This is a genomic window from Leucobacter faecis, from assembly GCF_054456635.2.
Genome location: NZ_JBTJEP020000008.1, coordinates 37294 through 50221, shown reverse-complemented (window position 1 = coordinate 50221; position 12928 = coordinate 37294). Strand labels below are relative to the sequence as shown.

5 protein-coding genes and 1 other RNA gene are annotated in these 12928 nt (G+C 65.5%); all 6 read right to left on the bottom strand.

Features of this window, described 5'->3' with window-relative positions:
• Positions 1 to 1797 (bottom strand): DNA polymerase III subunit gamma and tau (locus tag ACXR2T_RS08195; protein ID WP_489945507.1); only part of this gene is annotated, 1797 nt, incomplete at its 3' end.
• 71 nt (positions 1798 to 1868) lie between these two features.
• A complete protein-coding gene (locus ACXR2T_RS08190; RefSeq protein WP_458838352.1) occupies positions 1869 to 3338 on the bottom strand; it encodes a phytoene desaturase family protein in 1470 nt (489 codons plus the stop codon).
• A 115-nt stretch (positions 3339 to 3453) separates the two neighbouring features.
• On the bottom strand, positions 3454 to 6444 hold the full coding sequence (locus tag ACXR2T_RS08185) for a choice-of-anchor G family protein (RefSeq protein ID WP_458838351.1): 2991 nt from the start codon (positions 6442 to 6444) through the stop codon (positions 3454 to 3456).
• A 240-nt stretch (positions 6445 to 6684) separates the two neighbouring features.
• Positions 6685 to 9696 (bottom strand): fibronectin type III domain-containing protein, encoded by a 3012-nt coding sequence (locus ACXR2T_RS08180; protein ID WP_458838350.1) that lies wholly within the window; start codon positions 9694 to 9696, stop codon positions 6685 to 6687.
• A gap of 84 nt (positions 9697 to 9780) precedes the next feature.
• An RNA gene (gene ffs, locus ACXR2T_RS08175) (signal recognition particle sRNA small type) lies at positions 9781 to 9880 on the bottom strand.
• Between the two features lie 20 nt (positions 9881 to 9900).
• The gene (locus ACXR2T_RS08170; RefSeq protein ID WP_458838349.1) at positions 9901 to 12852 is read right to left on the bottom strand and encodes a S8 family serine peptidase; all 2952 of its coding nucleotides are present in this window, start codon (positions 12850 to 12852) and stop codon (positions 9901 to 9903) included.
• Positions 12853 to 12928 lie beyond the last annotated feature (76 nt).

Below are 12928 nucleotides of genomic sequence, written 5' to 3'. Positions count from 1 at the left end.
TACCGGAGCCTGCGCAACCGGAGCCTGCGCAACCGGAGCCTGCGCAACCGGAGCCTGCGCAACCGGAGCCTGCGCAACAGGAGCCTGCGCAACCGGAGCCTGCTCTGCAGGAGCCGGCGCGGCTGGAGTCTGCACGGCTGGAGTCTGCGCGGCTGGAGTCTGCGCGGCAGGACCAGTCTGATCTGGCGCGGCCTGCGGTGTACCAGCGGTGTCTTCACGCAAGAAGTCGCGCACCGAGGCAGCAGTCTGAGCCGCATTCGGCGTAGTGCTTGCGCCAGCGTCTGGTGCCTGTACGGCTTGCGCCGGCTGCACCGTTTGACCCGGCTGGTGCACGGGAGCTGCCTGAGCGGGCTGCACAGGTTGCTGCTGCACCTGCTGCACCGGCTGGACCGGCTGCTGCGGGGTCGCCTGCTGTGTGACGGCGCTGCGCGCAGCGGCGAGCGCCGAGATCGGATCGACGGCGGGTGCTGCGGGCACCTGCGCTGCGGGCACCTGCGCGATGGGCGGCTGAGCAGCGGGCACCCGAGCAGCAGGCACGGCGGGCGTCATTGGCGCGGCCTGACCGGGGGCCTGAGCACGCTGCTGACCGAACTGGGCTGGCACCTGCTGCTGCGCAAACCCACCACCAGCACCACCGTCAGCGCCAGCACCGACACCGACACCAGCGCCACCGCCAACCGCGCCACGCATGTTATCGAGCGCGACGAGTGCCCGCGCGATCATCAGTTCGAGCTGCAGCTTGGGGGCGGTAGCGCCGATCATGCGATCGAGCGTCTCGCTCGTGACATCGGCGATACGTGACAACTCGCCAGGCGCAAAGCGCTGCGCCTGCTCAAACATGCGTGTCAGCTGGTCTTGCGGTACCCCGCGAAACACAGCCGCTGCTCCCTCAACCGAGGTGGCGCTCACGACAATGAGGTCACGCAACCGCTCGAGCAGGTCTTCCACGAAACGGCGCGGGTCTTGCCCCGTCTGCACGACACGGTCGGTCGCCTGGAACGCGGCCGCGGCGTCGTGCGCACCAAACGCGGTGACCACTTCGTCAAGCAGCTCGCCGCCCGTGAATCCGAGAAGCCCGGCTGCTCGCTCTGCCGTCACAAACGGCCCCTCAGACCCCGCAATGAGCTGGTCCAAGATCGATAGCGTATCGCGCACCGACCCGCCGCCTGCACGCACGACGAGCGGCAGCACTCCGGGCTCGACCTGTACTCCCTCTGAGTCACACAGCGACTGTACGTAATCGATGAGAGTGCCCGGCGCGATCAGCCTGAACGGGTAGTGGTGGGTGCGCGAGCGAATCGTGCCGATGACCTTCTCAGGCTCGGTCGTTGCAAACACAAACTTGACGTGTGGCGGCGGCTCTTCGACGATCTTGAGCAGCGCGTTAAACCCGGCCGAGGTCACCATGTGGGCCTCGTCGATGATGAAGATCTTGAACCGATCGCGCGCGGGCGCAAATACGGCGCGCTCACGCAGGTCGCGCGCGTCTTCGACGCCGCCGTGGCTGGCCGCGTCAATCTCGACGACGTCGAGCGAGCCACCGCCGTCGCGGCTGAGCTCGATGCAGCTCGGGCAGGCACCGCACGGGGTGTCGGTGGGACCCTCGGCACAGTTGAGGCAGCGCGCCAAAATACGCGCCGACGTGGTCTTGCCGCAACCGCGCGGGCCACTAAATAGGTATGCGTGACCTATACGCCCCGTGCGCAGGGCTGTCATGAGCGGATCAGTCACTTGGGACTGACCGATCATCTCAGCGAAGAACTCTGGCCGATAACGGCGATACAGTGCGGCAACCACGACTCCATGCTACCCGCGGCCACCGACACCCACGTGACTTATTCACAGGCCGCCTACCCGCGGCAAGTTATTCACAGGCCTAGGCGGGGGGCCTGCAACCCATACTCGCGTTTCAACGCTGCTTTCGCCGCGTACCATCCCGAAAGCCCGTGCACGCCGGGGCCCGGCGGCGTCGACGACGAGCACAGGTACAGCCCCTTCACTGGCGTGCGCCACGGCTCGGGCGATAGCGTGGGACGCGCCACCAGCTGCGGCAGCGTCACCGCCCCAGCACTGAAATCGCCGCCGTGATAATTGCGGTTATAACTCGCGAGCTCCTCCGCCGTCGTCATCTTCACCGCCACGATCCGGTCCCTAAAACCGGGCGCGTAACGCTCGATCTGCGCGATCACACGCTCGGTCACATCGAACGAAGATCCCGCAGGCACGTGAGTATAGCTCCAAACTGCGTTAGTGCCTGGGGCATTTCTCTCCGGATCAAAGCGCGTCGGCTGTGCGAGCAGCACGTAGGGCCGCTCAGGGTGCGCGCCGCGCGCCACCGCGGCCTCGGCGCGTGCCGCCTCGGCACGCGAGCCGCCCAGGTGCACGGTGGGCGTCTCGGCCACCCGAGGGTCGTGCCACGGGATTGGGCCGTCAAGCACGAAGTCGACCTTTGTGGCGCCGTCGCCGTACCGGAACCGGCGCAGTGCCCTCGCGTAGCGGGCTGGCAGCCTCTCACCCGCAATGTTTGCGAGGCCGCGGGCCGAGGTGTCGAAGAACACGCTCGAGTAGCCGTCGAGCTCGCGCACGTCGTCGATCGCGTGACCGGTTTCGATGCGACCGCCGTGGGCGAGCAGGTCTTGCTCGAGCGCGTGGGCGATGCTGCGCGAGCCACCGATCGGCACCGGCCAGCCGCGGGCATGGCCGAGCGCGCCAAGCATCATTCCGACCGCCGCGGTGGCGAGGTTAGGCATGCGCCCGATACTGTGCGCGGCAACGCCCGAGACGAGGGCGGGCGCGGCTGATTCTTTGAACCGGGCGTTCCAGAGCGGCGTGCCCTGCTCGAATGTGGCAAAGCCCGTTGCGATCGCCGCGAGCGGGTCGCGGGGCATGCGCAGCATGCTGCCGCCCCACGCGAAGTCGATGGCGCCCTCGATCCGGCGCAGAATGGGCGCGTACAGCCGGGCATAGCTGTGCCCGTCGCGGCCAAGCTCGTGGGCCGTGCGGGCAAGATCGCGGTAGGCGATCGCGGCGCGGCCGTCTGGGCTGCCCCCGTCGCGGTCAAGCGGGTTCGCGTATGACGCATCGGGGACCGCGAACTCGATGCGTTTCTCGAGCTCGAACTCCCTGAAGAACCCCGTGGCGAGCGCGGTGGGATGAATCGCCGAGCACACATCGTGCAGTACACCAGGCGCCACCAACTCGGTGGTGCGCGTGCCGCCGCCGATCGTCTCAGCCGCCTCGTACACCGTGACGGGCACGCCCGCGCGCGCGAGAGTCACCGCCGCGGCGAGCCCGTTGGGGCCGGATCCGATTACTGCTGCACCGTTAAGAGCTGCCATGGTTACACCCTATTGCCTAGCGGGTTTGAGCAGGCTCACTGCGGGCAGACGTGCGAGACCGCCGCGGGGCTGTGGGGCTCCGCGGCGGTCTCGTGTGAGGTGTTTCGCTTTCGAACTACTTCTTGGGGATCACCTTGTTCCAGTAGTCATCAACGAGGCGCTCGATGAACGCCGCCATAGCCTCGCGGCTGAGCGTGTTCTTCGGGCGGTACTCGTAGCCAGCATCGACACGGTAACCGCCTGACAGCTTCTCCTCGCCCATCCACGTGATCTCGCGGTAGAACTTCGTCGAGGGAGTGACGTCGATGAATTTTGACGTACCCGGCGTGTAGTTCGTCGGTGCATTCATACGGAAGATGAACGCGGCCATCGCATCACGATCAAGCTTCGTACCGGGGCGGTACGTGCCGTCGGCGTAACCCGTTGACGTGCCCGACTCCTTCATCCACATGATCTCGCGGTAGAACTTGTGGTTCGTCTTCACGTCCTTGAACAGCGACTTCTCGGGAGCCTTGTAGTTCTTTGGCGCCTGCATACGGAAGATGAACGCTGCCATCGCCTCACGCGTCATATCTGCGCTTGGGCGGTACTCGTGGCCTCCCGTCACCTTCCAACCCGTCGACAGCTTGGTGCAGTGCATCCAATCAATCTCGGGGTAGAACTTGTGACTCGTGGCAACGTCGAGGAACGGCGAGTTTGCACGCGGCTTCTTCACGTCACACTTGCCCGGGTTGGGCGGTGTGGGCGTGCCCGAAGCGTTCGACGATGCGCTCGCGTTGGCTGCGACCGCGGCCGCCGCATTCGCGGTCGCCGACTGCGATGCGGTGCCCGAAGCGTTCGAGTCTGAGTCGGCCTTCGAGTGCGCTGCCGCCTGCGCGGCCGCCTTTGAGCTGCCACTCGAAGACGTCGATGCGTTCGTCGATGCGTTCTGCGTGGCTGCGGCCTTCGCCGCCGACTGCGCATTGGCGGTTGCCTTTGCACTGGCTGTTGTCTGCGCATCTGCCGTTGCAGCTGCCTGCGCAGCCGCGTTAGCCTTCGAATCGGCCGACGCAGACGCCGAGGCGTTCACGTTGGCGTCTGCTTGCGCAGCCGGATTCGCCGTCGAGGTACCGCTCGTCGTACCGCTTGCTGCCGCATCGCTCGACGCATTGGTTGACGCCGTAGCCTGCGCCGCGGCCTTCGAAGAGGCGCTCGCGTTGGCGTCGGCCTGAGCTGTGCCCTTCGCGTTCGACGCACTGTTGGCCTGCGAGTTCTGCGAAGCAGTAGCCGCGGCCTGCGCTGAGCTGTTTGCCGACGAGGTTGCGTTGTTCGACGCGTTAGTCGAAGCGTTCGTCAGGGCCGCCGACTTCGCAGCCGCGTTCGCATTGGTGGTCGCCTGTGCCTGCGCCGACGTCGAGTTGTCTGCCATCGCCGCGGCCTGCGCGGCTGCGGTAGCCGCTGCATTCGTCGTTCCGCTCGTGTTCGCAGATGCTGAGGCGGCGGCCGACGCCGAGGCATTCGTGTTCGCGCTACCCGGCGGGGTCGCATCAAACTTGTGCTTGACCGTCGACGAAGCCAGTTCGACCTTTGCGGCCCCAGTCGATCCAACAGGCAAGAGGGTGATCGCGAGAGCCCGCACCGTCTTGCTCGACGTACCCAGGTCGCCCGATTGTTGCTCGTTCACCTTGATCGTCAGGAGCTTATTCAGAGTGTTTAGCACGGGACCCAAATCCGCCACGGTACTAGCGATGACGGGGTTAAGCGCACCCGTCACGTTTCCGGTCACGGTGGTGAGCAGGGTGCCGATGGGTGTCGTGAGGTTGTTAGTGAGCAAGCCAAGCACTGGCCCCGTGATCGTTCCGAGGAGGTCATTAACACCCAGAAGGGTGAGAATCAGACCCAGGACAGTCTGGTTGTTGCTCGTAATTGCGACCGTTGGGTTACCGGGAATGTCTCCCGTGAGCTGACCGAGTTTTGCCTGCACGGTAATCACTTCGTTGGCTACGCCAATCACACCGACTGCGCTCAGCTTAACGTTCAACTTGATCGTCACGCTCAGGTTGTTGACCAGGTCGGTGACAGCAGTCGACACCTTGCCGGTGAGCGTTCCGAGGGCATCGGTAACCGCCGCAGTAATCTTGCCGAGCGTTACCGAGTCGAGCACCTCGGTGTTGGCGGGCAACCCGTTCAAGTCGCCACCCGCCACGACCTTCGCGAGGTTCACGCTGATCATGCCGGTCTCGAGGCTGATGCTCACGATCCCGTTCGAGTCAACAAGCGGTGTCGCAATCAGTGTGTCGGTGACATCTTCAATTGCCTGGTCGAGACCGTCGAGGGCAATCGTTCCACCCGAGAGGTCGAGGCTCAACACGCCAATGTCGATATCGGGCAGGCCCGCCACTACAGACCCGAGTGCGCCCCCCGTTCCAACTGCTGTATTGAGCGTTGTGCCGACTCCGTCAAGAGCAGTGTCAAGCGTGGTCGCCACCGTGCCCACCGCGGGGCTATGAAGGTTAAGGTCGGCGCCCGCCACCATGTACTGGGTCGCGGGAGTCGCGCTCGCAGCGGTGCCGCTCGCTGTCGAGCCGAGGGCTCCAATTTCTAGGCTTGCCTGATCAAGCACGGCTTGCCTCACCTGCGCCCCGAGTGCCTGCTCGATGAGCGCGCTTACGTCGAGCGATGCTGGCTCAAACGTGCTTGGCACAGCTGCAGGGCTCAGCAGCACCGAACCGTCGTCCCCCACGACACCGGCCGATGACGTCGAGACGCTCTGGTACGGCGAGTCTGCGTAGGCCTTCATCGCGCCAAGATCACCAAGGTCTAGCAGCCCAGGTGTACCGGGCTTCGCGATCAACGGGATGCTCACCCCTCCCAAGTTGAGAATCTCGTTTTCGAGAAGACTCACGTCGACGGTCGCGCTTGGAGTGCCGGTCTGCCCGCTTGCCTTCCACTCGGTGAAAGCGCTTGCCGCTCCCACCGCAGAATTTGTGCTGAGCCCTACGTTGAGCGCGTGGCCGTGCGCCGCCGACACTGAGCTCGTCGTCTTGCTGTCTGCGCTGGCGGCCGGTGCGATCAGCGCTGTCGCCACCATCGCGACGCTCGCTGCCACGGCGCCAGCGCCAAGCACTCTCTTACCTTTTTGCCGTCGTCTCAATTGCTGATTTGTGGCGTCCACAAAGATCCCCCCTTGGATCGTTCCCCCAAAGAACACCAACCAAACGGCACTCATCGTTGTGAGAATGCACGTCGATGCCCCTGGTACCAGATAGTAGACGCGATGTTAGAGAAAGAAAAGCCACGAATGCTCCGGCGCTTTTCGCACCGGAGCATTCGTGGCTTTACAGGGCCTTCAGATACTCAACTGGGCTTAGCGACGGCGCTGTGCGCGCCGCAGCACAAGGGTTGCCGCACCCAGCACAAGCAAGACCCCAGCGCCCGCATAGAGCGGAGTCAGGGCTGCACCGCCGGTACGGGCCAGCCCTGCTCCCGCAGCGCTACCGTTAGCACCAGCGCCAGCGCCAGCACCAGCACCAGCACCGCCTGTGCCGGCGCTAGCCTGCGCCGGTGCTGTCTTCACCAGCATCGAAGCAGTCGATGCCACGTCGGCCGAATTCATGGCATCCACAAACACGGTGTACTCGGTGCCAGGGGTCAGCCCCTTGAACGTGTAGCTCGTGGTTCCCGCGGGCAGCTTCACCGGCACCATCGCGGCGCCAGAGCCAGCACGGTTCGCCCCGTCGACTGCATCAGCTGAGGCGGTTGACGGCTGCACGGGCACGGCCCGCACGAGGTAATGATCCGGCGCAGCCTGTTCACCCCAGCTGACCGAGGCCGTACGCGAGGTCGCCTTCACGAGCGCGAGGTCGCGTGGCGCCTCAGCCTTCGTGCGTGCGCTGAGCGTCGATTCTGACTCGGCCCCCATGTCACCCGTGGCAACAAGCCGCAGCATGTACGGATGGTTCGACTTGAGCTCCTTGAACGTGTGACTCACCGCGTCACCAGGCAGCTCAGCCGTCGCGACAGCACCAGCGCCCGCGCCCTCGCTCGCTTCATCGTAGAGTTCGAGCGTGAGCGACGCAGCGTGCTCGATCTGGCCCCAGGTGAAGCCCAGCTCGGTCGCCCCCACAGTCTTGACACGCAGTCCACTAGCGGCGGCCGGGGTGTCGGGCAGCGATTCAAGCAGGTTGACCGCGTTTACCATTCCGGCACCAAACACGTACGTGTCCTCCCACCCAAAAGCGGTGTAGGGGTTCACGGGCCCGCCATCTGCGGTGCCGCGCGCGGTGCTCTCGAGCAGCTCAGCGAGCTTGGCCTGTTCGATGCCCGGTGCGCGCTGCAGAGCGAGCGCCGCCACCGCCGCCGCGTTGGGGGCCGCGGCAGAGGTACCAGTGAACCGGTAGATGGGGTTGCCAGCGCTGTCCTCTTCCTCGTGCCCGAAGAACGTCGTCTGGGTGCCGTCGACCGCGGTCACGTTGGGCGAATCCATACGCTGGGCTGTTGCATGACGCGGCGCTGGCTCAGCTATTTCAAGGCTCACACCTTCAAAGACCATGGTGGTAGGCCCGAGCGAGCTATAGTCACGCATCTTCGTGGGTTCGTCCCAGTGCGCGGCAGCCACACCGATGGCCGTGCCGTCGCCCGAGTGACCGAGCACGCTCTCGCCTACCCAATCGGTGGCGTCGGCCCCCAGCGTGCGATTGCCCATGAACTGGCGCGAAGCTATCGCTCCAGCACCCTGTTGAAACCCGAGGTACACGGCGGGCTTGCTGCCTTCGACGTGCCCGGTGCGCACAAACACCATGCACATTTCAGAGCCGCTTGCGACTTCCAACTGCCCGAACAGGTTGGGGTAGAGGTTCATGCCGTTGGGCAACGTGCCGCCAAACTGCGGAATCTTGGCTATCACCTCGGGAGTCGAGTTCGTCGTGCACGAGTCGTAAAAGTGCAGTTCGTATTCGGTCGTGCTACCAAAGATTGGCTCTGCGATCGATGCCAGTGGCAACAGCTCGAGGTCGCGCGGGGTGCTCGTTGACTTGAGCTGCAACACGTCAAATGCTTGATCGTTCGAGGGGTCTGGGTCAAAGTCGAGGCAGTCGGTGCCCACTGGCAGCGGTTCGTCGTCGACGCCCGAGGTCACCCACGCGGGGCAGTCTGTCGCGCGGTAGCTCTTGGTCTGCCACGACGCCACCGGGGCTCCGGTCGCTGGCCCCTCGGTTGCTACACCGTTCGCGTTGCCGCCCGCAGAAAGCGTGAGTGCACCGTAGTTGTCTTTGACGTATTCGTAGGCCTGCGAGATGAAGCCTCGCTGGTACATCGGCTCGGTGTAATACCCAATATCGTCGACGATAATGTCTGCACCCGCCTCGGCGAGCGCAATAATGTTGTTCGCCATGCCGACGTCTGAGCCGCCCGAACTCGCGAACAGAATGCGCGCACCGGGCGCGATGCCGTGTACGAGCTGCGCCATGCCGCGGCCCTCGTCTGCTGCTCCTGGGCGCCCCTCATCGAGAATCTCAACCGACGCCTCAAAACCACAGGGGTTGCCCGGCCCGGGAAGCGCGCCCGACGCCACGTCTTGGGCCCAAGACGTAGGCAAAGTGGTGCGTGCAAACGAGTCAGACACGATACCGACCGTAACCCCTGTGCCATCGACGCCAAACCGATCGCGCGCTTCGGCGCTGCCGAGCGGACCGTCGGCCTCTACGGGCACGGGAAAGCAGCTGTCGCTCGCCGCTGCGACGGGCTTGTCTGTACTCGGAAGCACTGAGCGCAGCGCGCTCGCCTGCGCGCCTACCTGCGCACCTACCTGGGCACCCTGGCGCGCGGGCGCGAGCTGCGGGATCACGCTCGTGATGCCCGGCACGCTCGCGAGCTCCTTCAAGCGCTCGGGCACCACCCACGCCGACACGCCCGGAATGGGCGCGAGGCTCTCGCCCACCTCTGCCATGTCGCCGATCAGCTGCTCGGCGGTGCCGACCGCTGCGTCGAACAGCACCATGACGCCCAATCGCCCGGCAGCATCGTAGACCAGGCTGCCGCCCGCACCGCTCGCTGCCCCCACCGGCACCTGCGCTGCGATCGCCTGCTCGCTGGTCGCGCCCGCGGCGACCGCCGCCGCGACCGCGTCGCCCAGGCCAGAACCGGTGACGCTCTGTGGCGGATCTGGCTGCGACACTTGGTCACCGGCTGGCTGATCTTGCTCGCCCGTCTGCTCGCCCGTCTGCTCGCTCGCGGGTTGATCCTGCTCGCTTTGCGCCGGATCGGGCTGGGTCTCACCCGGTGCCGTAGGTAGCGCGTGGCCCGCCGCCGGTAGCGTTAGCAGTAGCGCTAACGGAATGGCGGCGCACGCAGCTAAGGCGCGCCTGTGTTTTTGCAGCATGAAGCTCCCCGTTCAACATTGAATGACTACATAGCAAAACATAGACATCATACAAGTTGAACGGCGTACACACAGAGTTTTTGAAAAGAAAAGACCCCCCATGTACCCGGTAGAGCCCGGCTACCCTTGCTACGTTTCCGTCCTGGGGGAGTTTACCGAGATACCGCCACATGGGGGGCTCGTTTAGTCTAGCGGAATCCTTCGCTACGGCGAATTCGTGTCGCCCGCCGTGTCGCGCGCGGTGCTTTCAGCGGCTCCTTCGGCCGAGGTGGCACGCCGCCGCCTGCGCAGCTGCACAAGCAACAGCGCCGCCGCCGCCAGCACGAGCAGCACGCCGCCACCGACGAGCAGCGGGGTGAGGTCGTTGCCGCCCGTATGCGCGAGCCCAGACTTGTTCGCGCCCGCGGTACCGCTTGCGGCCGCCTTCGGCCCCTGCGTCTTCGCCTTCACGGTCGCGCTCGAAGAGACCCCAACGGTGTTGACCGCCTCAACAATCACCTCATACTCGGTGCCCGCGGCGAGCGCCGTGAACTCGTACCCGGTGCTACCGGCTTTAAGCTCCATGGGTGCTACGAGGCCCGCGGTCGGGGCGTCGCCCTGCGCGTTCTCGCCCGGCACTGCGCCGTCACTCTGCACCATGTCACCCTTCATAGCCACGGCTTGCGCGACGGGCACGGCCCGCACCAAATAGTGATCCGGAGCAGCGTGCTCGACCCAGCTCACCGCGATCGTGCGGTCGGTCGTTTTCGCGACCGCGAGCTCAGCGGGCGCCTCGGCCTTGGTGTGAGCGCCGAGCGACGCCTCGGCGAGTGCACCCTGGGAGCCCTCAGCAACGAGACGCACCGTGTACCCGGTGTTTGAGGTGAGCCCCGTGAACGAGTGCGCCACCGCGTCACCCGCCAGCTCGACTGTCGCAACGGGGGTGGCGCCCGCGGTGTCGACACCAGCGGGACTGTCCCCTGCGCCAGCGTAAAGCTCTATGGTAAGCGCCTCGGCCCGGTCGACCGGCGCCCAGGTGAAGTCAAGCGATGTCGCCTCGGCGCGCTTGAGCTGCAGTTCACCCGGAGTGGCTGGCCGCTCCGGCAGCGCTTCGAGCAGCCTGGTCGCGCTCACGAGCCCTGTTCCAAACACGTGGGTGTCTTCGAATCCGGCCGCCGTGTAGGGGTTCACAGGCCCGCCGTCTGCCGTGCCGCGCGCGGTGCTGCGCAGCAGGTCAGACAGTTCCGCCTGACCAATCGCAGGGGCCTGCTGCTTGGCAAGCGCCGCAACGGCCGCCGCGTTAGGGGCGGCCGCCGAGGTGCCATAGAAGCGGTACTCGGGCTCACCCGGCGTGCCCGAGTTCTCGCCAAAGAACGTCGTGAGTGTGCCATCAACCGAGGTCATCTGCGGTGACGACACGATCTGCGGCGCGGGCAGGCGCGGCGCCGGGTTGGCCCCGTACGATTCTGCGACGCCTTCAAACAGCAGCGTGTTGGGCCCGAGCGAGCTGTAATAACGCATCTTTGTGGGCTCGTCCCAGTGCGCTGACGCAACACTCAGCGCGGTGCCGTCACCCAGGTGCCCAAAGGTGCTCTCACCAACCCAGTCGGTGGCGGCCGCCCCCAATTCGCGGTTGCCCATGAACTGACGCGACGCAATGCTTTCAGCTCCGGCTACTGTGCCCAGGTACACGGCGGGAGTCGAGCCAGCCTCAAACGACTTGCGCACCATCACCATGTACACCTCGCTACCCGAGGGAGCAATGACTTCGCCGACCAGCCCTGGGTAAAGCATGTTGCCGTTGCCCAGACCACCGCCCATTGATGCAATCGCGGCGAGCAGCTTTGGCTCGGCCCCACCCGCCTCGTAAAACTGCAGCTCATACGACGTCGTCACACCAAAGATCGGCTCACCGATCGACGCGAGCGGCTGCATTGCGACGCTGCTACCGTCTCGGGTTGAACGCATCTGCAGCGTGTCATAGGCCTGGTCTACTGCAGGGTCCGGATCAAAATCGAGGCAGTCGGCGCCCGCGGGCAGTGGTTCGCCCGCCGCGTCCTGCGTCACCCAAGCGGGGCAGGTTGTTGCCCGGTACTTAGTCGTCTGCCACGACCCAACGGGATCACCCGCGTGCGGGCCGCTCGACGCGACACCGTTCATGTTGGCCGCGGCCGCGAGGTACATGACGCCGTAGTCTTCTTTCACCTGCTCGACCGTTTGCGAAATGAAACCGCGCTGGTAATACGGCTCGCTCATGTACAAGATATCGTCGACAATAATGTCGGCGCCCGCCTCGGCGAGTTTCTCAATGCTCTCCGCCATGCCCACGTCTGAGGTGCCGTAGTCGGCAAACATCAACTTGGCACCGGGCGCAATGCCGTGCACGAGCTGCGCCATGCCTCGACCCTCGTCGCTGCCACCTTCAGTTTCGTCAGACAGCACCTCGACGGGCGTCGTGTACCCGCACGGGTTATCGGGCCCCGGCAGCGCCCCCGAAGCGACATCATCTGCCCACGTCGTAACCGTCGCGTTCCTATTGAACGAGTCAGAAATAATGCCCACCGTGACGCCCGTGCCGTCTACGCCAAACAGCTCACGCGCTTCGGCGCTGTCGAGCGGAATATCTGCCTCGATCGGCACCGGGCCGCACGAGTCTGCCTGCTTGACCGGAGCGGTCTTGGTCACAGGCGCCGCCTGCATCGCCCCGGCGTTCATCGGCGTGAGGGTGGGCGAGACGCTCGCAATACCCTCAATGCTCGCAAGCTCTTGCATACGCTCGGGGGCCACCCATGCCGCCACACCCGGCACCGGCGCGAGGCTCTCGGCAACCACCGCGACATCACCGATGAGCTGCTCGGCAGCGCCGGCGCCCGCCTCGATGAGCACCATCACACGCAACCGGCCCTCGGCGTCATAGCTGAAGCCGCCGCCTCGCGTGCTCGGCGCAACGCTCACCTCTGCCGCGATCTCTGACTCGGTCGTCGCGCCCGCGGCCACAGCCGCCACAACCGCGTCGCCCAGGCCCGAGCCCGTGACGCTCGGCGCGGGCTCGCTCGGCCCCTGATCCGGAGCATCAGGCCCCGACGGGACCGCATTGGCGGTGCCCGGCAGCGCAAGCAGCAGGGCGAGCGGAATAGCGGCGCAAACTGTGAGCGCGCGCCTCGGAATCTGCGGCATTGAAGCCCCCGTTCAACAATGAATGGCATGTGTGGCGTTGTCGCCACACACAGCTTACAAGTTGCACGCAGTGCAT

Coding starts and splice junctions, on each gene's coding strand:
- ACXR2T_RS08190 (WP_458838352.1), bottom strand. CDS start 3,338: ATGGCAGCTCTTAACGGTGCAGCAGTAATCGGATCCGGCCCCAACGGG.
- ACXR2T_RS08180 (WP_458838350.1), bottom strand. CDS start 9,696: ATGCTGCAAAAACACAGGCGCGCCTTAGCTGCGTGCGCCGCCATTCCG.
- ACXR2T_RS08170 (WP_458838349.1), bottom strand. CDS start 12,852: ATGCCGCAGATTCCGAGGCGCGCGCTCACAGTTTGCGCCGCTATTCCG.